The organism is Cryocola sp. 340MFSha3.1 (assembly GCF_000383315.1).
Classification (GTDB): Bacteria; Actinomycetota; Actinomycetes; order Actinomycetales; family Microbacteriaceae; genus Leifsonia.
In genome coordinates, this window is the sequence record NZ_KB911087.1 from 341,836 (window position 1) to 365,663 (window position 23,828).

23 protein-coding genes are annotated in these 23,828 nt (G+C 70.5%); 12 read left to right on the forward strand and 11 right to left on the reverse strand.

Translation table 11 applies throughout. The features are described from left to right. Positions 1-95: 95 nt before the first annotated feature. Entirely contained in the window at positions 96-1,496 is a 1,401-nt protein-coding gene (locus H284_RS0101620; RefSeq protein WP_231371041.1) for a sensor histidine kinase, read from the reverse strand. Continuing rightward, complete coding sequence (locus H284_RS0101625) at positions 1,486-3,054, reverse strand: multicopper oxidase family protein (RefSeq protein ID WP_020074921.1); 1,569 nt, start codon at positions 3,052-3,054, stop codon at positions 1,486-1,488. Before H284_RS0101625 ends, H284_RS0101620 begins: the two co-directional genes overlap by 11 nt. Positions 3,055-3,231: 177 nt before the next feature. On the opposite strand from H284_RS0101625, the gene H284_RS0101630 reads away from it, so the two are divergent. Then, on the forward strand, positions 3,232-3,714 hold the full coding sequence (locus H284_RS0101630) for a Dps family protein (protein ID WP_020074922.1): 483 nt from the start codon (positions 3,232-3,234) through the stop codon (positions 3,712-3,714). A 195-nt stretch (positions 3,715-3,909) separates the two neighbouring features. On the opposite strand, the gene H284_RS0101635 is transcribed toward H284_RS0101630, so the two are convergent. Genes H284_RS0101635 through H284_RS0101650 form a run of 4 tightly spaced genes read right to left on the reverse strand, consistent with a single transcriptional unit; the run spans position 3,910 to position 7,497 of the window. After that, positions 3,910-5,379 (reverse strand): amidohydrolase, encoded by a 1,470-nt coding sequence (locus tag H284_RS0101635; protein WP_020074923.1) that lies wholly within the window; start codon positions 5,377-5,379, stop codon positions 3,910-3,912. Continuing rightward, positions 5,376-6,014, reverse strand: coding sequence for an FMN-binding negative transcriptional regulator (locus tag H284_RS0101640; protein WP_020074924.1), 639 nt, complete (start codon positions 6,012-6,014; stop codon positions 5,376-5,378). The genes H284_RS0101635 and H284_RS0101640 overlap by 4 nt, the downstream gene beginning before the upstream one ends. 8 nt (positions 6,015-6,022) lie before the next feature. Next, positions 6,023-7,009: an Fpg/Nei family DNA glycosylase gene (locus H284_RS0101645; RefSeq protein WP_020074925.1), complete on the reverse strand. Its 987-nt coding sequence runs from the start codon at positions 7,007-7,009 to the stop codon at positions 6,023-6,025. After that, complete coding sequence (locus H284_RS0101650; RefSeq protein WP_018190781.1) at positions 7,009-7,497, reverse strand: ribose-5-phosphate isomerase; 489 nt, start codon at positions 7,495-7,497, stop codon at positions 7,009-7,011. Before H284_RS0101650 ends, H284_RS0101645 begins: the two co-directional genes overlap by 1 nt. A 100-nt stretch (positions 7,498-7,597) precedes the next feature. Between H284_RS0101650 and pepN the strand changes: the two genes are divergently transcribed. The 8 genes from pepN to H284_RS0101690 all read left to right on the forward strand — a co-directional run bounded on the left by pepN (position 7,598) and on the right by H284_RS0101690 (position 17,507). Next, positions 7,598-10,141, forward strand: coding sequence for an aminopeptidase N (pepN, locus tag H284_RS0101655; protein ID WP_020074926.1), 2,544 nt, complete (start codon positions 7,598-7,600; stop codon positions 10,139-10,141). 146 nt (positions 10,142-10,287) lie between these two features. Beyond that, the gene (locus H284_RS0101660) at positions 10,288-11,199 is read left to right on the forward strand and encodes an ATP-binding cassette domain-containing protein (RefSeq protein ID WP_018190779.1); all 912 of its coding nucleotides are present in this window, start codon (positions 10,288-10,290) and stop codon (positions 11,197-11,199) included. Further along, complete coding sequence (locus H284_RS0101665; protein WP_020074927.1) at positions 11,196-12,062, forward strand: ABC transporter permease subunit; 867 nt, start codon at positions 11,196-11,198, stop codon at positions 12,060-12,062. Before H284_RS0101660 ends, H284_RS0101665 begins: the two co-directional genes overlap by 4 nt. An 8-nt stretch (positions 12,063-12,070) precedes the next feature. Further along, positions 12,071-13,444, forward strand: coding sequence for a sensor histidine kinase (locus H284_RS0101670; protein WP_020074928.1), 1,374 nt, complete (start codon positions 12,071-12,073; stop codon positions 13,442-13,444). After that, a complete protein-coding gene (locus tag H284_RS0101675) occupies positions 13,441-14,115 on the forward strand; it encodes a response regulator (protein WP_020074929.1) in 675 nt (224 codons plus the stop codon). Before H284_RS0101670 ends, H284_RS0101675 begins: the two co-directional genes overlap by 4 nt. A gap of 59 nt (positions 14,116-14,174) precedes the next feature. Continuing rightward, positions 14,175-15,428, forward strand: coding sequence for a mechanosensitive ion channel family protein (locus tag H284_RS0101680; RefSeq protein WP_020074930.1), 1,254 nt, complete (start codon positions 14,175-14,177; stop codon positions 15,426-15,428). Next, entirely contained in the window at positions 15,425-15,823 is a 399-nt protein-coding gene (locus H284_RS0101685; RefSeq protein ID WP_020074931.1) for a globin, read from the forward strand. The genes H284_RS0101680 and H284_RS0101685 overlap by 4 nt, the downstream gene beginning before the upstream one ends. 37 nt (positions 15,824-15,860) lie before the next feature. Beyond that, positions 15,861-17,507, forward strand: coding sequence for an FAD-binding dehydrogenase (locus tag H284_RS0101690; protein WP_020074932.1), 1,647 nt, complete (start codon positions 15,861-15,863; stop codon positions 17,505-17,507). 127 nt (positions 17,508-17,634) lie between these two features. On the opposite strand, the gene H284_RS0101695 is transcribed toward H284_RS0101690, so the two are convergent. Further along, the gene (locus H284_RS0101695; protein WP_029042783.1) at positions 17,635-18,342 is read right to left on the reverse strand and encodes a DUF8185 domain-containing protein; all 708 of its coding nucleotides are present in this window, start codon (positions 18,340-18,342) and stop codon (positions 17,635-17,637) included. Between the two features lie 42 nt (positions 18,343-18,384). Between H284_RS0101695 and H284_RS0101700 the strand changes: the two genes are divergently transcribed. Continuing rightward, entirely contained in the window at positions 18,385-19,260 is an 876-nt protein-coding gene (locus H284_RS0101700) for an acyl-CoA thioesterase (protein WP_020074934.1), read from the forward strand. Here the strand turns inward: H284_RS0101700 and H284_RS0101705 are convergent. Beyond that, positions 19,257-19,976 carry an anti-sigma factor gene (locus tag H284_RS0101705; protein ID WP_020074935.1) on the reverse strand — a complete coding sequence of 240 codons (720 nt, stop codon included), beginning with the start codon at positions 19,974-19,976 and terminating at the stop codon, positions 19,257-19,259. The two genes, H284_RS0101700 and H284_RS0101705, sit on opposite strands and share 4 nt — an antisense overlap. Continuing rightward, positions 19,973-20,530 (reverse strand): sigma-70 family RNA polymerase sigma factor, encoded by a 558-nt coding sequence (locus H284_RS0101710; RefSeq protein ID WP_020074936.1) that lies wholly within the window; start codon positions 20,528-20,530, stop codon positions 19,973-19,975. The genes H284_RS0101705 and H284_RS0101710 overlap by 4 nt, the downstream gene beginning before the upstream one ends. 77 nt (positions 20,531-20,607) lie before the next feature. On the opposite strand from H284_RS0101710, the gene H284_RS0101715 reads away from it, so the two are divergent. Then, positions 20,608-21,060, forward strand: coding sequence for a QcrA and Rieske domain-containing protein (locus tag H284_RS0101715; RefSeq protein WP_018190768.1), 453 nt, complete (start codon positions 20,608-20,610; stop codon positions 21,058-21,060). Between the two features lie 8 nt (positions 21,061-21,068). Then, positions 21,069-21,590, forward strand: coding sequence for a hypothetical protein (locus H284_RS0101720; RefSeq protein ID WP_018190767.1), 522 nt, complete (start codon positions 21,069-21,071; stop codon positions 21,588-21,590). 19 nt (positions 21,591-21,609) lie between these two features. On the opposite strand, the gene H284_RS0101725 is transcribed toward H284_RS0101720, so the two are convergent. Together H284_RS0101725 and ettA are read right to left on the reverse strand one after the other, a co-directional pair. Next, positions 21,610-22,119: an acyl-CoA thioesterase gene (locus H284_RS0101725; RefSeq protein ID WP_018190766.1), complete on the reverse strand. Its 510-nt coding sequence runs from the start codon at positions 22,117-22,119 to the stop codon at positions 21,610-21,612. A gap of 11 nt (positions 22,120-22,130) precedes the next feature. Beyond that, positions 22,131-23,813: an energy-dependent translational throttle protein EttA gene (gene ettA / locus H284_RS0101730; protein ID WP_029042785.1), complete on the reverse strand. Its 1,683-nt coding sequence runs from the start codon at positions 23,811-23,813 to the stop codon at positions 22,131-22,133. Positions 23,814-23,828: the final 15 nt, after the last annotated feature.

Here is a 23,828-nt window from a genome sequence, read left to right on the forward strand (position 1 = left end):
CGGGCCAGACGCACCGGGTTGACGCGACACGCCGTCGCGCCAGGGTGGCGGACGGCGTGTTGCGTCAACTGGATGGGCCGGGCACGGCCCGCGGCTCAGGCGAGCGGGATGCGCGCACCGATGCGGGTGGGGCCGCCCACGGGGCTGTCCACCACGAGCTCGCCGCGCAGGCCGCGCACCCGCTCCTCCAGTCCGCGCAGGCCGTGGCCCTCGACGAGGGAGGCTCCCCCGCGGCCGTTGTCGGTCAGCCAGACGCTCAGCCAGGCGCCGCCCGACGCATCCACCGACCGCTCCAGGAAGAGGCGGCCGGCCTGCGCGCCGGAGTGCTTGGCCAGGTTCGCGGCGAGTTCCGCGAGCACGTAGTAGGCGTTCCGCTCGATCTCGGGGCTGAAGCGCTCCCCCGGCTGCAGCGACGACTCCACCGTGACCGGGATGGGGCTGCGCGCGGCGAGAGACTCGGCGGCGGCGACCAGGCCGCGGTCCTGCAGGATCGGCGGGGCGAAGCCGCGCGACAGGGCCCGCAGCTCCTCCAGGGTGTCGCCCGCCTGCTGCCGCGCCTCGGCGAGCAATGTCGCGGCTGCGTCCGGGTCGTCGGCGAGTTTGCGCTCGGCGGCGGCGATGTCCATCTGCAGCCGGATGAGACGCTGCTGCGGACCGTCGTGCAGGTCGCGCTCCAGCCGGCGCAGCGCCTGATCCTCCGCCGCGACGGCCGCACCGCGCGAGGCGGAGAGGTCGGCCACCTCCTGCTGCAGCTCCTCCGACGGCCACCGGCCGAGCAGGCCGCGCGCCACCGCCTCGTGCAGCAGCGTCAGACCGCGCGTCACGAACGGCAGGGTCGCGGCGAACAGCACGCCCGCGATCAGGTACAGGATGCGGTCGCCCACGGTCGGGTCGAACGTCGACGTGGTGCGGAACACCGCATCCACCACCGTCTGGGAGAGGAAGAAGTCGCGATCGCCCTGCGGGATGAACGGCTCCCAGATCCACCCGGTCAGCCCGCCCAGCGCGACCGACGCCCACACGATGGTCAGCGTCCACGAGACGATGCTGACGATCGGGTTGATGAGCATCCCGTGCAGCAGGTACAGCCAGTAGTGGCCGTTCGCGAACGGCCCGAACACGGAGCGGAGGAACGTGCGCGGGGTGCCCGGCTTCTCCCATACCGGGCGAGGGATGGACGGCCGGCCCGCCCAATCCAGTCGCGTCAGCTCGACCAGGCCGAACCCGCGAGCGGTGTAGAAGGCCGCGACGATGATGAAGAAGCCGACATAGATCACGATGGTGCCGACGCCGGTCCAGAACAGCGACATCAGCACCGACAGTCCGACGATCGCGATCGGCATCGTCAAAACCAGGAAGCCGAGCTCGCGCGGCACACCGCGCCACAGCGAGCCGTAGTTCGCGCGGGCGGGATGGGGCTGGGATGGCGTCACAGCATCCAGCGTGGCAGAAGGTCGGGCGGCGCCGGGCTGCCCGGTGTCCGTTTCAGTGGTCATGACTGGTGTCCTTTCGTGGGCCGCTCCCGCCGTGCGGAGCGGTGGTGTCTTCCGGAACGACGCCCGCGTGCTCGCCGGGGCGGACCACGACGAACTGGCCCATCATTCCGGCGTCCTCGTGGGCGAGGAGGTGGCAGTGGTACATGTACGGAGCGTCGGGGTCGGTGTAGTCGGCGAACTGCAGCAGCAACCGGAACTCGGTCTGCGGCGGCAGGTAGACGGTGTCCTTCCAGCCGGCGAGCTCGGGCGGCGGCGGTGCGCCGCCGATCGACGCGATGCGGAACTGGACGTCGTGGACGTGGAAGCTGTGCGGCAGATCCATCGTGTTGGTGACGACCCACTCCTCCGCCGTGTCGACGGTGACGGTCTCGTCGATGCGACCGGACTCCATCTTCCGGCCGTTGATCTCGTGGCCGTCGAGACGGAAGGTCCGTGTGACCTGCGGTTTCGGCAGCGGTTCGGCGGGCGCCAGGACGGCCGGCACGTCGGGGCGGTGCTCGAGGGACGCGGCGGCGCGGAGCTGCAGCACGTCGAGGGTGTCGGTGCCCGCATTCATGCCCGGCAGCGGACCGTCGAGCCCCAGGTCCGGTGGGAACGACCGGAGCACGGCGCGCTCCCCCGGCTGCACGGCGACGACGATCTCGGCCCGCTCGCCCGGAGAGAGCCGGATGTGGTCGAGAGCCGCCGGGGCCGGGAGGAGTCCGCCGTCGGTCGCGATGAGCTGCACGGTCCGCCGATCCGAGAATCCGAAGTCGTAGGTGCGCGCGGCGGAGGCGTTGAGCAGACGCAGGCGGACGCGGTCGGTGGTCACCTCGGCGTACGGCCCGATGGCCCCGTTCACGACCAGGGTGTCGCCGATCGGGCCGATGAACCCCGAGCTGGAGTCGGTGAACTGCCCGTCGGAGCCGAAACGCTTGTCCTGCACGATCACCGGCAGGTCGTCGACCCCGTACGTCCGCGGGAGGGCGAGCGCCGCCTCCTGCGGGTCGCGGAGGAGGAACATCCCCGCCATCCCGAGCTGGACGTGCTGTTCAGTCCGCCCGTGCAGGTGCGGGTGGTACCAGAGGGTCGCGGCGGGCTGGTCGATGCGCCAGCGCGGCTCCCATACTTCGCCCGGTGACACCATCTGGTGCGGGCCGCCGTCCATCCGGGCCGGGAGGTGCATCCCGTGCCAGTGCACGCTGGTCTCCTCGGTGAGGTGGTTGGTGACGCGTACGCGCACCTCGTCGCCGCGGTCGGCGACCAGGGTGGGGCCCAGGTAGGAGCCCTCGAAGCCCCACGTGGTCGTCTTCTTGCCGGGAAGGAACTCGGTCGTACCGGCGCGGGCGTCGAGCTCGAAGGTCTTGGTGCCGTCGGCTTCCACGGTCGGGACGGCGAGGGCCGGGACGGGCAGTCGGGTGTAGAAGTCGACCTTTCCGGCGGTGTCGATGGTTCCCGCGCCGAGCCCGCTGCAGGCGACAAGCGTCGCGGCCGAGGTCACCGCCAGGGCGACCGTCAGGCCGAGGGCGATGAGGGATGCGCGTGGGCGGCGGAGCCTCGGCGGCGGTGTGGATGTCATGGTTCGAGCCTCGTCGCACGCGGCTCAGCACCCCATCCCGGGCGCCGCCGAACCCGTACGGGGGTTAACCCGAGACGTGTGGATGAGAGGGCAGGCTAACTAAGCGCAGCCTTCGCTTCGTTGCGGAATTCGCGGGCCTGAGTAGCGTTATCGCAGGCAGAAGAAAGGACGCCAATCATGACGGACATCGCCGCAACCCAGAGTGTCTCGAACCCGGACGTCGCCGCCGGGGTCGCCCAGTTCCTCACCCCCGTCGTCATCGACCTGACCGCCATCGTGGTCAACGGCAAGCAGGCGCACTGGCACGTGCGCGGGGCCAACTTCATCGGCGTGCACGAGCTGCTCGACACGATCGTCGACCACGCCCAGGAGTGGGCCGACCTCGCCGCGGAGCGCATCGTCGCCCTTGGCCTCCCGGTCGACGCGCGCCTCGGCACCGTCGCCGCCAAGACCACCACCGGCGAGCTCACCGCCGGCTTCCGCCCCTCGAACGAGACCATCGCCGAGGTCATCGCGCAGCTCGACGCCGCCCTCGCCGGGGTGAACACCGCGGTGCGCGAGCTCGCGGAGCTCGACCAGACCAGCCAGGACGTCGCGATCGAGATCGCTCGCGGGCTCGACAAGGACCGCTGGTTCCTGTTCGCGCACATCAGCGAGTAACGACTGCCGATTCTCGCCACGAGGGGCCGTCCGCGGATGCGGGCGGCCCCTCCGTCGTTCAGGGCGTGGCTAGCGGTCTGCGTCGGCCCGCGCGGCGCGAGATTTGCGCCAAATCGTCGTTATGGCGGCGCCAAAACCGAGATTTGGCGCAAATCGTGCCCCTGCCGAGCTGCGAGAGGCGCGAGGGCGGGGCGGTCAGCGGAGGGTGTCGTGAGTGGTGCGGCCGGCGACGAACGTGGCGGCGACCGGCATGGTGCGGAGGTCCACTGGCGGCGCCGTGAGGGGGTCGCGGTCGAGCACCGCGAGGTCGGCCGGCTGACCCGGCGCAAGCGTAGAACGCGCGGATGCCCGGAGCGCGACCTCCGCCGGGATCGACTGCTCGGGATGCCACGGGGCGCGGCCGTCGCGGGAGCGGCCGACCGCCGAGGCGATCGCCGCCCAGGGGTCGAGGGGCGCGACCGGCGCGTCGGAGCCGAAGGCGAGGCGGGCGCCGGCGGCGTACAGGTCGGCGAGGGGGAACGCACGGTCGGTGCGCTCGAGCCAGAGGCGGTCGGCGACGTCCCGGTCGTCCATGGCGTGCTCGGGTTGGACGCTCGCGGTCACGCCGAGGCGCGCGAAGCGCGGGATGTCGGCGGCATCGATCAGCTGGGCGTGCTCGATCCTGCCGCCCGAGCCGACGGTCTCGAAGGCGTCCAGCGCGCGACGGTTCGCCTCGTCGCCGATGGCGTGGACGGCAGGCACCAGGCCGTGTTCGACGGCGAACCGCATCCGCTCGACCAGTTCGTCCGGACTCAGGTTCGCCACACCGTGGCCGCCGTCGGGATAGGCGTGCGAGCACAGCGCCGTGCGAGTGTTCAGCGAGCCGTCGGAGATCACCTTGAACGGGCCGACCGTGAGCAGGCCGGCCGTGTCATCCACGACGTCGTCGGTGCGCAGGCCCAGCTCGGCGGCGCGCTCCAGGTGCTCCCCATAGACACCGAACTCGACACGAAGATCGGCGGAGCCGGATGCGCCGCCCGCGATACGCCGCCGCCAGACGTCGAGGTTCCAGCCGTACTCCAGGTCGACGATGCCGACCACGCCCCGGGCCGCGGCGACCCGTGCCGCGTCGGCCGCCCAGCGGTCGAGCGTCGCGTCATCGGCAGCGGTGAGGAGGCTGGTCACGGCGAAACTCGCGTCTTCCCGGAGCACAGCATCCAATGTGCCGGGCGCGAACCGCGCGGCCGCGGCCGAGTTCAGCCAGGAGCAGTGCAGGTCGCCGGCGATCAGCACGACCGGACGGTCGCCCGCGGCGGCATCGAGCAGCTCGCGCGTCGGCACGTCCGGCCAGAGCGCGTCGTGGAAGCCGAAGCCGACGAGCACGTCGTCCGCCGCATCCGCCGCCGCCGCCGACGCGCGCTCCCGGACCAGCGCGGCGGCCTCGGCGGCCGACCCCGCCCGGGACACGTCCAAGCGGCGCGCGGTCTGCGCCCACTGCGTGAAGTGCACGTGCTGATCCCATAGACCCGGCACGAGCCAGCGACCGTCGAGGGGGATGCGCTCCCCCGCCGCACGGCCGCCCGCCGACCCGGCCGGCTCGACCGAGACGATCCGATCGCCGTCGAGCACCACATCCACCAGTCCGTCGCGCGCGGGAAGCCGTGCGCCGGCGAGCAGCAGCGTCATCGTGCGGCGCGGCGCCGGTCGTGCACGAGACGCATCTCGCGCAGCAGGCCGGCGCTGGCGTACGGGCCGTCGCCGCCGAGCTCGTCCATGATCGCGTCGACGATGTGGTCCGGGCGGTTCTGGCTCATCTTCTGCTTTGCGACCACGCGCGTGGGCGTCAGCCGCAGGCCGACCGTGCCCGAGACGATGCGCTCGGCGTAGGCCGCATCCTCCAGCGTGCCGCGCATGCGGCGCGGCTCGGGCAGCTCGTCCTCGAAGTGATCCACCAGCCGGGCCAGCACGTCGAGGTTCTCCTCGTCGCCGAGCAGCTCGGGAACACCGGAGAAGTGAGCGGCGATGAAGTTCCAGGTCGGCACCGCGGGCTTCTCGTCGTACCAGCCGGACGAGATGTAGCCGTGTGGACCCTGCACGATCACGAGCAGCTCGTGCTCCCCTAGTTCGTGCAGCTGCTCGTCCGGACGGCCGACATGGCTGAGCAGCGTGAGCTCCTCCCGCGACTCGTCGAGGATCACCGGATAGTGGGAGGCGACCAGCCCGGCGGACGTGTTGCTCACGAACGTGGCCCACGGGTTCTCGCGCACGAGCCGTTTCAGCTCGGCCGCGTCGGTCAGGGTGAAGCTGGGATTCTGTCGCACGGGTCCTCCTACGCCTGGTCCACCGGACACCAGTACAGCTTGCGACCGCCCAGCTCCTCCATGACGATGTTCGTGCCGCAGACCCGGCACGGCAGTCCCTCGCGCTTGTAGACCCAGTGGCGGTCGTCGCGGTTCGCCATCGCCTTGCGGTAGGACTGCTCGTCGAGGTCGTCCATCGTCATCATCTGGCCGGTCTCGACGCCGATCCGCAGCAGATGCACCCAGTCGCGCCACAGCGCCCGCACCGTCTCCTCCGGCACCTGCTTGCCCGGCGTGTGCGGGTTCTGCCTGGCGCGGAAGAGCAGCTCGGCGCGGTAGACGTTGCCGATGCCGCTGACGACGCTCTGGTCCATCAGCAACAGCGCGATCGCGGTCGGCTTGCGGCGAACGATCGAGACGAAGCGGTCCTCCGCCTCCTGGCTGTCGTCGACCTGGGGATCGGGCCCGAGCTTCGCGATCACCGCATCCACCTGCGCCGGGTCGAGCACCTCGCAGGCCTTCGGCCCGCGCAGGTCGGCGACCGCGGTGTCGGTCAGCAGCCGCACACGCACCTGGCCGATCGGCTCGGGCGGGAAGGACGTGATCTCGGCCTCCACCTTCTCGGACTCGGCCATGCGCAGCCGCGTGCGCCGGGGCGCGCCGATGGAGTGGAGGGAGTTCTCGCCCGCGCTGTCGAGCACGGGCTCGAGGTCGGTGCCGCGCTGGTTCGTCTGACCCATCCGGCCGTTCGCGCTCGCGATCGTCGGGTCGATGCTGATGTCGCCCGCGAAGTCCCACGCGCCGTACAGGCCGAGGTGGACGCGCAGCCAGAGGCCGTTGTCGAACTCGAGGAACATCTGCTTGCCGACCGCCTTGGCGTCGGTCATCACGTGGCCGTCGATGCGTGTCGCGTCCGCGGCGAACCGCCCCTGCGGCGACGAGACGGAGACCCGGTGGCCGACGAAATTGACCGCGAACTGCCGGGCGATGCGATGGACGGAGTGACCCTCGGGCATCAGCGGTCCACGTGCTTGCCCGCGATGTCGCCGGTGGCCTCGTACTCCGCCAGCTGGGCGATGCGGCGGACGTGGCGCTCCTCGAACGAGAAGGGCTCGGCGATGAAGGCGTCGATGAAGCCGGTGGCCTCTTCGACGGTGTGCTGGCGGGCGCCGATCGCGATGACATTGGCGTCGTTGTGCTGGCGGGCGAGCAGCGCGGTGGACTCGCTCCAGACCAGGGCGGCCCGGGCGCCGCGGACCTTGTTGGCGGCGATCTGCTCGCCGTTGCCGGAGCCGCCGAAGACGACGCCGAGCGCCTCGACACCGGCCTGCTGGTCGCGCACCACGGCGGCGGCGGCGTTGATGCAGAACGCCGGGTAGTCGTCGATGGGGTCGTACTCGACCGGTCCGTGGTCGATCACCTCGTGACCGGCAGCGGTCAGATGCTCCTGCAGGTGCCTGCTGAAGTCGAGTCCGGCATGATCGGTGGCGATGTGGATGCGCATATCCACAGTCTAGGGACGGCCACCGACGGCGTCGGAACCGGTGGCTAAGGTGGACGGGTGGACACCATCCACCCGTCCGATCCCCTCGAAGGAGTCAGCGTTGCCCGGAGAAAACCTCACCCGCATCGAAGCACAGGAGCGCGCGTCGCTCGTCCGCACCCACAGCTACGACGTCGGCCTCGACTTGACGACGGGTCCGGAGACCTTCCTCAGCACCACCACGGTGCGGTTCTCGGCCACCGCGGGTGCGTCGACCTTCATCGACGCGATCACGCGGACGGTCCACAGCGTGACGCTGAACGGTGCGGAGCTCGACCCGGCGACCGTGAGCGACGGGGTGCGCATCCAGCTCGACGGCCTCCAGGAGGAGAACGAGCTGACCGTGGTCGCCGACGCGATCTACACCAACACCGGTGAGGGCCTGCACCGCTTCGTCGACCCGGTCGACGGCGAGGTCTACCTCTACAGCCAGTTCGAGGTGCCGGACTCGCGGCGCATGTTCGCGGTGTTCGAGCAGCCGGATCTGAAGGCGCAGTTCACCTTCACGGTCACCGCCCCGGCGCACTGGGCCGTCGTGAGCAACTCCCCCACCCCCGAGCCGCAGGATGCGGGCGACGGCACGAAGGTCTGGTCGTTCGCTCCCACCCCGGTCATCTCCTCCTACATCACCGCGCTGGTCGCCGGCCCGTACGAGTCGGTGCACAGCGAGCTGACCAGCCGCGACGGCCGCACCATCCCTCTCGGCGTATACACGCGCAAGAGCCTCGCCGAGTACCTCGACGCCGACTACATCTTCGACAAGACCCGCGAGGGCTTCGCCTTCTACGAGGAGCGCTTCGACTACGCGTACCCCTTCGAGAAGTACGACCAGCTCTTCGTGCCCGAGTTCAACGCGGGCGCGATGGAGAACGCCGGAGCCGTCACCTTCACTGAGACGTACGTCTTCCGCTCGAAGGTCACCGACGCCATCAAGGAGCGCCGGGTCGTCACCATCCTCCACGAGCTGGCGCACATGTGGTTCGGCGACCTGGTGACCATGAAGTGGTGGAACGACCTCTGGCTGAACGAGTCGTTCGCAGAGTACGCCTCCACCCTCGCGACCGCCGAAGCCACCGAGTGGACCGAGGCGTGGACGACCTTCGCCGCTATGGAGAAGAGCTGGGCATACCGCCAGGACCAGCTGCCCTCGACGCACCCGATCGTCGCGACGATCAACGACCTGGAGGACGTGCAGGTCAACTTCGACGGCATCACCTACGCGAAGGGCGCCTCCGTCCTCAAGCAGCTGGTGGCGTGGGTCGGCCAGGACGACTTCCTCGCCGGCGTCGCGCAGTACTTCAAGAAGCACGCGCACGGCAACACGGAGCTCAAGGACCTCCTGGTCGAGCTGGAGGCCACCAGCGGCCGCGACCTCACCGACTGGTCGAAGAAGTGGCTCGAGACCGCCGGCGTCAACACCCTCCGCCCGGAGCTGACGGTGGATGCGGACGGCACCATCACCTCCTTCGCCGTTCTGCAGTCGGCGGCCGCCGATTACCCGACCATCCGTCCGCACCGCCTTGCGATCGGCCTGTACAACCTCCGCGACGGCAAGTTGATCCGCGACGAGCGCTTCGAGCTGGACGTCGACGGAGAGCGCACCGAGGTCGCCGACCTCGTCGGCACCCGCCGCCCGGACCTCGTGCTCATCAACGACGACGACCTCGCCTACGCGAAGATCCGCCTCGACGAGGAGTCGCTCAAGGTCGCCATCGAGCACCTCTCCGACATCGAGAGCCCGCTCGCCCGCTCGCTCGTCTGGGGTGCGGTGTGGGATGCGACCCGCGACGCCGAGACGAGCGCGAGCGACTACGTGCACCTGGTGCTCGGCAATATCGCGTCCGAGACCGAGTCGACGACCATCCGCACCACGCTCAACCAGCTGGTGCTCGCGGCGTCCGCGTACGTCGCGCCCGAGCGCCAGAAGCAGACGGCTCAGGATGCGGCGTCCGCGCTGTGGGAGCTGGCGAAGGGCGCGGAGGCCGGCAGTGACGCGCAGTTCCAGTTCGTGAAGTTCTTCGCGGCGCTCGCCTCGACCGACGAGCAGCTGGAGACGGTCGCGGCGCTGCGCGACGGCTCCGTGACGCTCGAAGGCCTGACGATCGACACCGACCTGTCGTGGGAGCTGCTCATCGCGCTCGTTGCGGGCGGCGCGGCCGGCAACGCCGAGATCGACGCGGCCCTCGCCGCCGACAACACCGCGAACGGCGGCCAGTTCGCCGCGCAGGCCCGGGCCAGCATCCCGACGCTGGAGGGCAAGCAGGCGGCGTGGGACTCGGTGTTCGGCTCGGACAGCCTGCCCAACACGATCGTCCGGTACACCGGCATCGGCTTCCAGCGCGCGAAGGACAAGAGCGTGCTCGCCCAGTTCGTCGAGCCGTACTTCGCCGCGCTGCAGCAGATCTGGACCTCGCGCACCTACAAGATCGCGGAGTACCTGGTCGAGGGCATGTACCCGGCTCCGCTGGCGAACGAGGCCCTGCGCGACGCCACCCGCGCCTGGCTCGACGCCAACCCGGAGCCGGCTGCGCTGCGCCGGATGGTGGTGGAGAACCTCGCGGGTGTCGAGCGCGCGCTCGCCGCTCAGAAGCGGGACGCGCAGTAACGGGCGCGCACTGACCATCCCGCCGCAACGAACGACGGAACGAGGGGCCTCACCGCGGTGGGGCCCCTCGTTCCGTGCCCGGGGCCGACCCGCCGTCGTACCGCGGGACGATGACGAGCCGACCCGTCACCCCTAGTCTCGGAGTCATGATCCAGCTCGATCACCTCACCAAACGCTTCGGCGCGAAGACCGCCGTCGACGACATCACCGTGACCATCCAGCCCGGCAAAGTGACGGGCTTCCTCGGCCCGAACGGCGCCGGCAAGTCGACCACCATGCGCATGATCATGGGGCTCGACCGCCCGACCCGGGGCCAGGCGCTCATCAACGGCAAGCGGTACGCCGAGTTCCGCTCGCCGCTCACCGAAGTGGGCGCCCTGCTCGACGCCAAGGCCATCCACACCGGCCGCACCGCCTACGCGCACCTGCTGTCGCTGGCGGCGACTCACGGCATCCCGAAGTCCCGCGTCCACGAGGTGATCGGCATGACCGGTCTCGAGTCGGTCGCGAGCAAGCGCGTCGGCGGATTCTCGCTCGGGATGGGACAGCGGCTCGGTATCGCCGCGGCCATGCTCGGCGATCCGGCGACGCTCATCCTCGACGAGCCCGTGAACGGACTCGACCCCGAGGGCGTGCTCTGGGTTCGCCAGTTCGCTCGGCATCTCGCCTCGCAGGGCCGGACGATCTTCCTCTCGTCGCACCTGATGAGCGAGATGGCGCAGACCGCCGACCACATCGTGGTGCTGGGCCGCGGACGCGTGCTCGCGGACGCGCCAGTGGACAGCATCCTCGCCGCCGCCACCCGCCACGCGGTCCGCGTGCGGACACCGCAGCCGGAGCAGCTCGCACGGGCCGTCGCCGGCGCGGACGTCGCCGTCACCGGTGTCGAGGCGCAGCTGCTCGAGATCACCGGCCTCACCGCCGCCCAGATCGGCGAGACCGCCGCGCGCGACGGGATCGTGCTCCACGAGCTGACCCCGATCAGCGCATCGCTCGAGGAGGCTTACCTCGAGCTCACCCAGGACGACGTCGAGTACCGCACGGAGGTCAGCCGATGAGCACCGCCACATCCCCCGCCACCCCGGTCGGGCACCCGCACACCTCGCTCGGCCGGCTCAGCTTCCCGCGCGTGATCCGGTCGGAGTGGATCAAGCTCCGCACCCTCCGGTCGACCTTCTGGACGCTGATCAGCGCCGTCGTGCTCGTGGTCGGAATCGCCGCCCTCGTCGCGGTGGCCATCCCCGAGAAATCGTTGCTCGTCGACCGGGTGCCTGAGGGTCAGCGCGCCGCCATCGAGGCGCAGAGCGCGGCGTTCGCGACGACCGCCGCGACCGCCGGGCTGACCTTCGCGTCCCTCGTGATCGCGGTACTGGGTGTGCTCGTGATCAGCGGCGAGTTCTCGACGGGCCAGATCCGCTCGTCGTTCACCGCCGTCCCGCGCCGCTTCCCGGTGTTCGCGGCGAAGACGCTCGTGCTGTTCGTCGTGGCGTTCCTCGTCGGCCTCGTGTCGTCCGCCGCATCGTGGGCGGTCGCCGTCCCGATCCTCAACGGAAAGGGATACGAGGGCGACCTGCTGTCCTCCGACACGCTGTGGGCGATCCTCGGCGCCGGTGCGTACCTCGGTCTCGTCGCCGTCTTCGCGCTGGGAGTCGGCGCCGTCCTCAAGTCGACCGCCGGCGGCATCGCCGGTGCTCTCGGCGTGCTGCTCGTGCTCCCGATCATCGCGAACCTCGTCAGCGGCCTCACCCGCACCCAGTGGGTGGCCGACGCGGGGCATTACCTCATCAGCAACGCCGGACAGGGCCTCGCCGGAGTCGGCAACGGCGACCTCGAGCCCTGGGCGAACGTGGTGACCGTGCTCGTCTGGGCGGTCGTCGCCTTCATCGCCGGATCGGTGCTGCTGCAGCGCAGGGACGCCTGACCCTCGTCGTGACCTCGGAGGCGACCACCACGCAGACCCCGGACGGACTCGAACTGCCGAGACCGCCCGGGGTCGTGCGTCGTTTCTTCGGGGCGCATCCCCTCGCCGTCGACATCTTCGTCGCGGCGTTCTACCTCATCCCCTCGGTCGTCGGGGCGCTCGTCGTCTCGGCCGTCCACCCGACGCCGCAGGAACTCATCCACCTCGTCCTGTCGGCCGTGGCCGGCGCTGCCCTGCTGGCACGGCGGCAGCAGCCCGCGGTCGTCTTCGCGATCGCGACCGTGCTGCTCGGCACCAGCGTCTTCCTCGGCCGCGACATGGATGTGGTGCCCACCCTGTTCGCGCTGTACGCGCTCGCGGTCTACCGCTCCATCCGCTCGGCGTGGGTGGCCTTCGCCGTGACCTCCGCCGTCACGGTCTCAACGCTCATCGTTCAGGTGCTGCTCACGCAGGCGAAGGTGTTCACGCCGCTCGAGACGGCGGCGATCCCGTCGGGCATCCTGGTGCTGTCGTTCAGCGTCGTCTCCGTCCTGATCGGCAGCAACGTCGGAAACCGCCGGCGCTACCTCAACGCCCTCATCGACCGCGCCCGTCAGCTCGCTCGCGAGCGGGACCAGCAGGCGGAAATCGCCGCCGCGGCGGAGCGGAGCCGTATCGCACGCGAAATGCACGACATCGTCTCGCACAGCCTCACGGTGATGATCACGCTGGCGGACGGCTCCGCGCGGATGGCGGATACGGCATCCGATCGTCCGGAGTCCGAGCGGATGGAACAGGCCGAGCGGTCGGCGCAGGCCATGCGCCTCGTCGCCGAGACGGGGCGCGGCGCTCTGGCCGACATGCGCCGCCTGCTCGGCGTGCTGCGCGACGGCGAGGACGGAGCCGCAGCCCGGGAACCGCAACCGGGCGTCGGCGAGCTGGCGGAACTGGTCGAGACGTTCCGTGCCGCTGGTCTGCCGGTGCGGATCACCGTCACCGGTCTGCCCCCGGAGGACATCGGGCAGCAGCTCACCATCTTCCGCGTGGTGCAGGAGGGACTCACCAACGCCCTCCGTTACGCCCCGACCGCGACGGCCGTGCGCGTCGTCATCGTCTTCCAGCCGGGAACGGTCATCGTGACCATCGATGACGACGCTGCGTTGCATCCCTCAGCCGGGCAGGGCTCCGGACGCGGGCTGATCGGCCTGCGCGAACGCGTCGGACTGTACGGCGGGACGCTGGAGGCGGGCCCACGACCCGGTGGAGGCTGGCGGGTGCGGGCGGTGTTCGACGCCGTCCGTGCGGCAGCGCCCGCCTCCGCAGCGCCACCTCCTCCTCCGCCTCCGCCTCCAGACATGACGACGACGCCCGCCCCCGCGACGACCCCGAAGGAGAACCCGTGACCGACGCCCCCATCCGCATCCTGCTCGTCGACGACCAGCAGCTGGTCCGCATGGGCTTCCGGATGGTGCTGGAGGCCGAACCGGACCTCGCCGTGGTCGGCGAGGCGGCCGACGGTGCCGAGGCCGTCCGGCTCACCGCACAGGTGCGTCCGGATGTGGTGCTGATGGATGTGCGGATGCCGGTACTCGACGGCATCGAGGCGACCCGGCGCATCGTCGAGACCGACCCGGGCGCGCGGATCATCATCCTCACCACCTTCGACCTCGACGAGTACGCGTTCGGCGGGCTCCGCGCGGGCGCGAGCGGATTCCTGCTCAAGGATGCGCGCCCCGACGAGCTGATCGGCGCCGTGCGCGCGGTGGCGGCGGGTGACGCGGCGGTGTCCGGCCGGGTGACCCGGGCGATGCTGGAGATGTTCGCCGACCGGCTCCCGTCGGGATCGTCGCCGAACCCGGCCGGGCACGACCCGGCGGCCGCCCTCACCCCGCGCGAGCGCGAGATCCTGCTCGCGATCGGCGAAGGCCTGAGCAACGGCGAGATCGGCGCGCGGTTCTACCTCACCGAGTCGACGGTGAAGACGCATGTCGGCCGCGTGCTCTCGAAGCTGCAGCTGCGCGACCGCGTGCACGCCGTGATCTTCGCGTACGAGCACGGGCTGCTGGAGCGATGAACCGCCGCGCCCCCGATTCCAGCGACCGCCAAGGCGCGGCTCGCTAGGCTCGACGGGGTATGGAAATCCTCAAAGCGAACTTCTGGACCGATCTCGGGTCCTGGGCGGTCGACGCCGGCTGGAACATCGTCAACGCCGTCTGCATCGTCGCCGGTGCCTTCCTCCTCAGCTGGATCCTGCGCGTCGTCATCCGCAAGGTGGTCGGCCGGATCGTCAGCGGCGTCAAGAAGGGCCAGAACGTCAGCGATACCCAGGCGCTCGTCGCGTCGCCGCTCGCGGCCGTCCGCGTGGTGCAGCGCACCCGGACGCTCGGCTCGGTGCTGACCAACATCGTCAACGTGACGATCGGCATCATCGCGATCATCCTCATCCTCAACGTCTTCGTTCCCGATGTGCTCGGATCCTTCGCCCTGCTCACGGCCGCGATCGGCGCCGGTCTCGGTTTCGGCGCGCAGAACATCGTGAAGGACGTGCTCAACGGCCTGTTCATGGTCATGGAGGACCAGCTGGGCGTCGGCGACGTCGTCGACCTCGGCTCTGCGACCGGCGTCGTCGAGGCGGTCGGCATCCGCGTCACCCAGGTGCGCGACGTGAACGGCACGCTGTGGTTCGTCCGCAACGGCGAGATCCTCCGCGTCGGCAACATGTCGCAGGGCTGGGCGCGCGTCATCATCGACCTGGCCGTGCCCTACGAGGCCGATGTCGAGGCGGTCGAAGCCAAGATGCTGGAGACCGCGACGGCGCTCGCGACGAGCGCCAAATGGCGCTCGCGCATCCTCGAGAAGCCGGAGCTGTGGGGAATCGAGTCGATCTCGGCCGACGCGATCGTCATCCGCATCGTGCTGAAGACCCGCACGACCGCGAAGGACGACGTCTCGCGCGAACTGCGCCTCCGCCTCAAGCAGGCGCTGGACGAGATGGGTGTGAAGCTCCCGTCGCTCTCGGCCGTCGTACTGAGCGGATTCGACAGCGCGGGGAGCGTCACGGGCGCGAAGCCGCCGCGGACCCGGCCGAGCCAGGCGGTGACGCCCGAGCCGCCGCTGAAGGGACGCAAGGCGCGCGCGGCGGCGAAGCGGCAGCAGGCGGCGGGCGGACGGGTGGCGGATCCGGGCGCGATCCGAATCACGCCGGCGGTCGAAGGCGGTGCGTCGGTGCGGACCGCGGCGGAGAAGGCGGGCGCGGAGAAGCCGGTCGAGAAGCCGGCGGGCGACAAGCCGGCGGACAAGCCCGCGCCCCGCAAGCCCGCGACGCCGAAGCCGGACGCCGACGCCGCGCCCGACGCCCGCCCCGACACGGACGGACCCGCGCGATGAGCATCCCCGTCGGCCCTCAGCCGAGCTTCTACGACCAGATCGGCGGACACGAGACGTTCGTCCGGCTGGTGGACGCGTTCTACCGCGACGTCGCCGACGACCCGGTGCTGCGACCGATGTACCCGGAGGAGGACCTCGGGCCGGCGAAGGAGCGGCTGACGCTGTTCCTGGAGCAGTACTGGGGCGGCCCGACGACGTACAGCGAGCAGCGCGGGCACCCGCGGCTGCGGATGCGTCACAACCCGTTCAAGGTGAACCCGGACGCCCGTGACCGCTGGCTGACCCACATGCGGACCGCGGTCGGCGAGCTCGAGCTCCCGCCGCTGCAGGAGGAGACGCTCTGGAATTACCTCGAGCGGGCCGCGTTCGCTATGGTCAACACATTCGAGGAGTAGCGCTCCTCCCGCCATCCCGGTGCCGAAGGAGACACGGATGACCTACGAACCCGACGCGATCGTCGTCGGCGCGGGCCTTGCGGGCCTGGTCGCCGCATCCGAACTGCTGGACGCGGGGCGCCGGGTCACGATCGTGGAGCAGGAACCGTCGGCGTCGTTCGGCGGGCAGGCGTGGTGGTCGTTCGGCGGACTCTTCCTCATCGACTCCCCCGAGCAGCGCAGGATGGGCGTGCACGACTCCCTCGCGCTCGCCCGCGACGACTGGTTCGGCACCGCCGGCTTCGACCGCGACGAGGACCACTGGCCACGGCAGTGGGCGGAGGCGTACCTGCAGTTCGCGGCCGGCGAGAAGCGCGCGTGGCTGCACGAGAAGGGCGTCCGCTTCTTCCCCGTCGTGGGATGGGCGGAGCGCGGCGACGGCAGGGCCGGCGGTCACGGCAACTCGGTCCCCCGCTTCCACATCACCTGGGGAACGGGACCCGGCGTCGTCGAGCCGTTCGCCCGCCGGGTGCAGTCGGCGGCGGCGAACGGACGCGCGGCGATCAGAAACCGGCACCGGGTGGACGAACTGATCGTCGAGGACGGCCGGGTCGTCGGCGTGCGCGGTGCGGTGCTCGCACCCGACATCGCGGGCCGGGGGGCTCCCAGCAACCGGGACGTCGTCGGCGACTTCGAGCTCCGCGCGCCGGTCGTCATCGTCGCCTCCGGCGGGATCGGCGGAAACCACGACCTCGTCCGCGCCGCCTGGCCTGCACGGCTGGGCGAGCCGCCCGCATCCATGCTCTCCGGAGTGCCGGCCCACGTCGATGGCCGCATGCTGGGGATCGCGGAGAGCGCGGGCGCTCACCTGATCAACGGCGACCGGATGTGGCACTACACCGAGGGCATCCAGAACTGGGACCCGGTGTGGGAGCGGCACGGCATCCGCATCCTGCCCGGCCCGTCATCCCTGTGGCTGGATGCGCACGGCGACAGGCTGCCGTCGCCGTTGTACCCGGGATTCGACACGCTCGGGACGCTGGAGCACCTGCGGCGGACGGGTTCGGACTACAGCTGGTTCGTGCTGACCCAGAAGATCATCGAGAAGGAGTTCGCGCTCTCCGGGAGCGAGCAGAACCCCGACCTGACCGGCAAGGACGTGCGGCTGCTCGCCAAGCGGGTCGCTCCCGGCGCGCCCGGGCCGGTGGAGGCGTTCAAGGAGAAGGGCGCGGACTTCGTGGTCGCCGACACGCTCGACGAACTGTTGGCCGGGATGCAGCGCATCGCGGACGTCCCGCTCGACACCGAGCTGGTCGCACGGCACGTGCACGAGCGCGACCGCCAGCTGGACAACGAGTTCGGCAAGGACCTGCAGCTCGCCGCCATCCGGGCGGCACGGCGGTACCGGGGCGACAAGCTGATCCGCGTCGCAACGCCGCACAAGCTCCTCGACCCGGCGGCGGGGCCCTTGATCGCGGTGAAGCTGCACATCCTGACCCGGAAGAGCCTCGGCGGGGTCGAGACGGACCTCGACGGGCGGGTGCTGTCGGCCGACGGCGCGGTCGTCCCGGGCCTGTACGCGGTCGGCGAGGCGAGCGGCTTCGGCGGTGGCGGGATGCACGGCTACCGCGCCCTGGAGGGCACGTTCCTCGGCGGCTGCCTCTTCTCGGGCCGCCAGGCCGGCCGAGCCGCCGCCCGCGCCTGACGCCCCGCTCCCGTCTCGTTCCCTCCCGCCTCGCGCCTCTCCGCCCGCCGTCGAGTCCGCAAACTTTGCACGCTGAAGACCCGCCGAGCGTGCAAAGTTTGCGGACTCGACGGTGGGGGGGTGTGGGTCAGCGGCGGAGGGTCCAGGCCTGGCGGCGGACGAGGGTGTGGCCGCGGCGCGTGGTGAGGCGCGTCCAGGGGCCCGTCTCGTAGATGGTGACGGTGTCGTCGTCCCCAACGAAACCGAGGCTGTCCGCGGCGAATGCGGCGCCCGCCGGGATGTACTCGAGGTCGTCGATCGGACGGCCCCACACCTCGGCGCGGACACGCTGCACCAGCTGCTCGCCTGTGCCGGTCGGAACGGCCTCGGCGACCTCGGCGACGCCTGTCTTCGCGGTCGACTGCAGCAGCGCCGACGATGTCTCGCCGACCTTCTGCCAGCCGCCACGCGGCGGCGAGATGCCCGCCCAGGTCACGGTCGAGACCTCGAGCGGCAGGCGGATCTCGATGGGCTCGGCGGCCCCCTCCGCGCCCGCGCCCTCGGACCCGGCGGCCTCTGCGTTCTCGCGCACCCGCGCGACCCGGTCGAGCAGCGAGCGGATGGGCACGACGACGTCGAACTCGACATCCGCGCCCGTCGCGAAGGTCCGCAGGCCCAGCACGGTCGGCGTCTCATCCATCAGCCCGCGCGGATACAGGATCGCCGTGTAGACGGCCAGCACCCCCGATCCGGCGATCAGGCGCACGGAACCCTCCTCGACGCGGGCGGCCCGCGACAGATAAGTCTGCAGATCGGCGACGGCGAGGAGATCGACTAGAGAAAACGACTGGCTCATCGGATGTCTAAACTACCAACACACCACCGACTTGGAGGCACCGTGACCGAGCCCCTGGCTTCCCTACTGACCGCGCTCGATCTGACCGACACCGGCGCCCGCACCAGTGAGGACATCTTCACGGGCCCGTCGCAGTGGATGCCGCTGGGCCGCGTGTTCGGCGGCCAGGTGCTCGCCCAGTCGATCATTGCGGCCACTCGCACGGTCGAGGACGACCGCAGCATCCACTCCATGCACGGCTACTTCCTGCGTCCGGGCGACGTGAACTTCCCGATCACGTTCTCGGTCGACCGCATCCACGACGGCCGTTCGTTCTCCACACGCCGCACCCAGGCGTACCAGAACGGGCTGCCCATCCTGTCGATGATCGCCTCGTACCAGACGGAGGACGAGGGCATCGAGCACCAGGATGCGATGCCCGAGGGACTCCCGGAGCCGGAGAGCCTGCCGTCGACCGCCACCTCGCTCGAGGATGTGCGCCATCCCGTCGCGCAGTACTGGGCCAGCCAGCGCCCGTTCGACATGCGGCACGTCACCTCGCCGATCTACCTCTCGGTGGAGGGCGATCGGGTCGCCCACCAGGCGGTCTGGTTCCGCACGATCGGCGACATGCCCGATGACCCGGGGCTGCATCGGGCCGCGCTGGCGTACGCGAGCGACTACACGATCATGGAGTCGGTCATGCGCCGGCACGGGATCGCCTGGGCGACGCCGGGGCTCAAGGCCGCGAGCCTCGACCACGCGATGTGGTGGCACCGACCCGCTCGGGTGGACGAGTGGCTGCTCTACGTGCAGGAGTCCCCCACGGCCGGTGGCGGGCGCGGGCTCTCGCAGGGCCGCATCTTCACGCGTGACGGAGTCTTGGTGGCGAGCGTCGCTCAGGAGGCGACGATCCGCCTTCCGCGCGCCGACGACTAGTCGAACGTGCTGCGCAGCAGCACCGTGCCTCCTGCTGCGCGGATGTCGACCGACGCGATGTCGGCGATCGGGATGCTCGTGGTCGCGACCGGGGTGGCGACGGTTCCCGCCTCGGCCGTCCACGTGGAAATCTGGTGCTGCTTGCCGGAGCGGTCGGTGACCACCATCGCGTAGGTCCACGCGCGGTCGTCGTCGTCGCCCCCGAGGTGGGCGTAGCGGCAGTCGGAGTCGATGCGTGTGCCCCAGGGCTCGGCGGTCAGCCGGAGGTCGGCGGTGAGCGGGCTCGGTTCGACCTGCTTCATGACCACGGCTGCGGTCGGCGTGGATGCGGGCTGCAGGATCGCGGGCAGGGCGAAGGCGGCGAATCCCACCACGATCGCGGCAGCGGCCGCCGACAGCCCGGCGACCAGCCAGCGGGAGCGGATGCGGCGCCGGCGTGCCTGGTGCAGCAGCGACGGGAGCACGTCGGGCCCCGGGCCCGCGGGCTCGGGCCGGTCGGTCGCGATGGGCGCCGGCAGCGGCTCCTCCAGGAGCGCTGCGGCCTGCTCGCGCGGGACGCGGCTGAGGATGCCGGGCATGCCCGCCAGCTCGGCGACCGCCTCCGAGCACCGGTCGCATTCGCGCAGGTGCGCCTCGAAGGCGCGGCGTTCCGTCGGTGAGAGCGCGCCGAGCACGTACGCGGCGTCCCAGGTGGCGAACTCGTCGTGTGTGGTCATCGTTCCGTCACCCCTCTCTCCTGAAGTGCGAGCCGCAGGGCTCGCAGGCCGTAGTGGAGGCGCGACTTGACCGTGCCTTCCGGGATGTCGAGCTCGCGTGCGATCTCTGCGATCGAGCGTCCGCCGTAATAAGCGTGCACGATGACCGCGCGATGCTCGACGGACAGCTCCGCCAGCGCGTCCGACACCAGCCAGGCGTCGAGGACGGCGTCCGCCTCGCTGTCCGGTGCTGGATGCTCGGGCAGTGTGTCCGTGCCGAACTCGTGCCGGTGGGCGGCGCTGCGGCGGCCGTCGATGACAAGGTTGCGGGCCACGGTGAAGAGCCAGGTGCGCGCGGACTGCTGCGACTGGTCGAGCACGGAGGGCTTCCGCCAGGCGCGCAGGAGTGTCTCCTGCACCACGTCGTCGGCCATCGCACGGTCGCCGGTGAGGTGCACGACGTACCGCCATACGGCTTGCGCGTGCTGGTCGTGCAACTCGCGCAGCAGGCGGGCGTCCTCCTCCGGCATGTTCACCTCCACCTCGTACACGATGCAGCCGACGGAAAGGTTCATGCGGAACGGTTGAACCGACCGCGCGACCGTCTCGTGATAACCGTAGAAGACGTATCCGCCGAACGGGAGGAATCCGCATGAACGACCACGCACCGCTCACCCGCCGCACCCTCGTCACGATCGGCGGGGCTTCCGCCGGCGCGGTCCTGCTCGCCGCCTGCACACCCGGTGGCGGACAGGACGCGAACGGATCCGGATCCGGGTCCGGGGACGGCGGCTCGTCCGCGGGCGGCGGCGGTACGGCCGAGGTCTCGCTCGCGTCCATCCCCGTCGGCGGCGCCGTGTCGGCCACGCTCGCGGGAAAGCCCATCGTGGTGTCGCAGCCGTCCGCCGGTCAGGTGGTGGCGTTCAGCGCCGTCTGCACGCATCAGGGGTGCACGGTCGCGCCGCAGGGCAAGGAGTTCGACTGCCCGTGCCACGGCTCGAAGTTCGACGCGACGACGGGTGATGTCCTCAACGGCCCGGCGCGCGATCCGCTGCCGAAGCTGAAGGCGACCGTGTCGGGCGACTCCGTCACCGTCACCGCGTAGGGCGCGCCGTGGAGGTCAACGGACTGCCGCTGCACGTCCTCCTGGTCCACTTCGTCATCGTTCTGGTACCGCTGACGGCGATCGCCGCCCTGCTGGTGCCGATCTGGCCGGCAGCACGCCGTCGGCTCGGGATCGTGGTGCCACTGCTCGCGCTGGCGGACCTGATCCTGGTCCCCGTGGTCATGGAGGCCGGCGAGTGGCTGCAGGCGCGTCTGCCCGTTACACCGCTGATCCAGCAGCACGCGGCCCTCGGGCGGATGCTGCTGCCGTGGGTGATCGCGCTGTTCGCGTTCACCGTCGTGCAGTGGGCGTGGTTCTTCTTCTTCGACCGGCCGGAGTCGCCGCGCCGCCCGAGCGTGACGGTGCGCCGAATCGCGATCATCGTGCTGACGGTGATCGCGGTCGTGCTGGCCGTCGGAACGGTCGTCGAGGTGATCGTGATCGGCGAGGCGGGGTCTCGGGCGGTGTGGGAGAACTCCTTCAGCCCGAACCCGGTGCAGAGCAACCCGGCGCCGACGCCGGCCCCGTGAGCGAGGAGCGGGGCGTCGTCTAGGAGCGCTTGGCGAACGCCACCGGCTCGTCGACGTACGGCGTCCAGGCGTCCCGCTCGCGCTCGTTGATCCGGCGCGGCCGCTGTGTGGTCGCGTCGACGAGCACGATCGTGGTGGCCGCGCGCGAGAACAGCGTCTTCGGCTCCGTGCCCTCCGGCGACCAGACCTCGTAGCAGACCTCGAGGCTCGCGCCGCCGAGGCGGCCCAGCCAGAGCTGCACGTCGAGCGGCTGGCGGAGGTACGGGATGGGCGCCAGGTACTCGATCTCCTGCCGCGCGATCAGCGTGAGCGTGTCCGCACCCGGACGGCCGTCGAGGACCGCGGTCGACCCGCCGACGGCCTCGCCGCTCCCCGCCGCCGCGCCGTTGGCGTCGCCATCGGAATCGTCCGTCGCCCAGAACGCCTCGATGCGCGCCTCCTCCAGGAGGCGCAGCATCTCGGCGTTGTTGACGTGGCCGTAGGCGTCGAGGTCGCTCCAGCGGAGCTTGATCGGGACGTGCAGTCGCATGGCCGGCCGACTCAGTCGCGCGTGAGCTTGCGGTACGCGGAGCGGTGGGGCTTCGCGGCGTCGGGGCCCAGACGGTCGACCTTGTTCTCCTCGTACGCCTCGAAGTTGCCCTCGAACCAGTACCAGTCGGCCGGGTTCTCCTCGGTGCCCTCGTAGGCGAGGATGTGGGTCGCGATCCGGTCGAGGAACCACCGGTCGTGGGTGATGACCACCGCGCAGCCGGGGAACTCGAGCAGCGCGTTCTCCAGGCTGGACAGCGTCTCGACGTCGAGGTCGTTGGTCGGCTCGTCGAGGAGAAGCAGGTTGCCGCCCTGTTTCAGGGTGAGGGCGAGGTTCAGACGGTTGCGCTCACCACCGGAGAGCACGCCCGCCTTCTTCTGCTGGTCCGGTCCCTTGAAGCCGAAGGTGGAGACGTAGGCCCGCGACGGCACCTCGGTCTTGCCGACCTGGATGTAGTCGAGCCCGTCGGACACGACCTCCCAGACGTTCTTGTTGGGATCGATGCCGCCACGCGTCTGGTCGACGTAGGAGATCTGCACGGTCTCGCCGACCTTCAGGTCTCCGCCGTCGAGCGGCTCGAGGCCGACGATCGTCTTGAACAGCGTCGTCTTTCCGACACCGTTCGGGCCGATGACGCCGACGATGCCGTTGCGGGGCAGCGTGAACGTGAGGCCGTCGATGAGCTTGCGGTCGCCGAAGCCCTTCTCGAGGTTCTTCGCGTCGATCACGATCTGACCGAGGCGCGGGCCCGGCGGGATCTGGATCTCCTCGAAGTCGAGCTTCCTCGTGCGCTCCGCCTCGGCTGCCATCTCCTCGTAGCGGGCCAGACGGGCCTTCGACTTGGCCTGGCGACCCTTGGCGTTGCTGCGCACCCAGTCGAGCTCCTCGGAGAGGCGCTTCGCCAGCTTCGCATCCTTCTTGCCCTGGACTTCGAGGCGCTCGCGCTTCTTCTCGAGGTAGGTCGAGTAGTTGCCCTCGTACGGGTACAGGTGACCGCGGTCGACCTCGGCGATCCACTCGGCCACGTGGTCGAGGAAGTACCGGTCGTGGGTCACGGCGAGAACGGCGCCGTGGTACTTGGCCAGGTGCTGCTCGAGCCAGAGCACGCTCTCGGCATCGAGGTGGTTGGTGGGCTCGTCGAGGAGCAGGAGATCCGGCTTCCGCAGCAGCAGCTTGCAGAGCGCGACACGGCGCTTCTCACCACCGGAGAGCGTGTGGACCGGCCAGTCCCCCGGCGGGCAGCGGAGCGCATCCATCGCCTGGTCGAGCTGGGAGTCGAGGTCCCAGGCGTCGGCTGCGTCGATCTGCTCCTGCAGCGTGCCCATCTCGGCGAGGAGCGTGTCGAAGTCGGCGTCCGGGTCGGCGAGCAGGCCGGAGATCTCGTTGAAGCGGTCGACCTTCTGCTTGATCTCTCCGACGCCCTCCTGGACGTTCTCGAGCACGGTCTTGTCCTCGTCGAGCTCGGGCTCCTGCATGAGGATGCCGACCGTGTAGCCGGGGCTGAGCTTGGCGTCGCCGTTGGAGGGCGTGTCCAGACCGGCCATGATCTTCAGGATGGTGGACTTACCGGCGCCGTTGGGACCCACGACGCCGATCTTCGCTCCCGGCAGGAACGCCATCGTGACATCGTCGAGGATCACCTTGTCGCCGACCGCCTTGCGGGCGCGCACCATCGAGTAAATGTATTCGGCCACTCTTCTTCTTCAACT

Excerpts from the sequence above, each read along its gene's own strand:
- H284_RS0101665 (WP_020074927.1), top strand. The coding sequence starts at position 11,196 with ATGAGCACCGCCACATCCCCCGCCACCCCGGTCGGGCACCCGCACACC.
- H284_RS0101690 (WP_020074932.1), top strand. The coding sequence starts at position 15,861 with ATGACCTACGAACCCGACGCGATCGTCGTCGGCGCGGGCCTTGCGGGC.
- H284_RS0101710 (WP_020074936.1), bottom strand. The coding sequence starts at position 20,530 with ATGAACCTTTCCGTCGGCTGCATCGTGTACGAGGTGGAGGTGAACATG.
- H284_RS0101635 (WP_020074923.1), bottom strand. The coding sequence starts at position 5,379 with ATGACGCTGCTGCTCGCCGGCGCACGGCTTCCCGCGCGCGACGGACTG.
- H284_RS0101680 (WP_020074930.1), top strand. The coding sequence starts at position 14,175 with ATGGAAATCCTCAAAGCGAACTTCTGGACCGATCTCGGGTCCTGGGCG.
- H284_RS0101695 (WP_029042783.1), bottom strand. The coding sequence starts at position 18,342 with ATGAGCCAGTCGTTTTCTCTAGTCGATCTCCTCGCCGTCGCCGATCTG.
- H284_RS0101620 (WP_231371041.1), bottom strand. The coding sequence starts at position 1,496 with ATGACCACTGAAACGGACACCGGGCAGCCCGGCGCCGCCCGACCTTCT.
- H284_RS0101725 (WP_018190766.1), bottom strand. The coding sequence starts at position 22,119 with ATGCGACTGCACGTCCCGATCAAGCTCCGCTGGAGCGACCTCGACGCC.
- H284_RS0101715 (WP_018190768.1), top strand. The coding sequence starts at position 20,608 with ATGAACGACCACGCACCGCTCACCCGCCGCACCCTCGTCACGATCGGC.
- H284_RS0101625 (WP_020074921.1), bottom strand. The coding sequence starts at position 3,054 with ATGACATCCACACCGCCGCCGAGGCTCCGCCGCCCACGCGCATCCCTC.
- H284_RS0101660 (WP_018190779.1), top strand. The coding sequence starts at position 10,288 with ATGATCCAGCTCGATCACCTCACCAAACGCTTCGGCGCGAAGACCGCC.
- H284_RS0101630 (WP_020074922.1), top strand. The coding sequence starts at position 3,232 with ATGACGGACATCGCCGCAACCCAGAGTGTCTCGAACCCGGACGTCGCC.
- H284_RS0101645 (WP_020074925.1), bottom strand. The coding sequence starts at position 7,009 with ATGCCCGAGGGTCACTCCGTCCATCGCATCGCCCGGCAGTTCGCGGTC.
- H284_RS0101685 (WP_020074931.1), top strand. The coding sequence starts at position 15,425 with ATGAGCATCCCCGTCGGCCCTCAGCCGAGCTTCTACGACCAGATCGGC.
- H284_RS0101650 (WP_018190781.1), bottom strand. The coding sequence starts at position 7,497 with ATGCGCATCCACATCGCCACCGATCATGCCGGACTCGACTTCAGCAGG.
- H284_RS0101705 (WP_020074935.1), bottom strand. The coding sequence starts at position 19,976 with ATGACCACACACGACGAGTTCGCCACCTGGGACGCCGCGTACGTGCTC.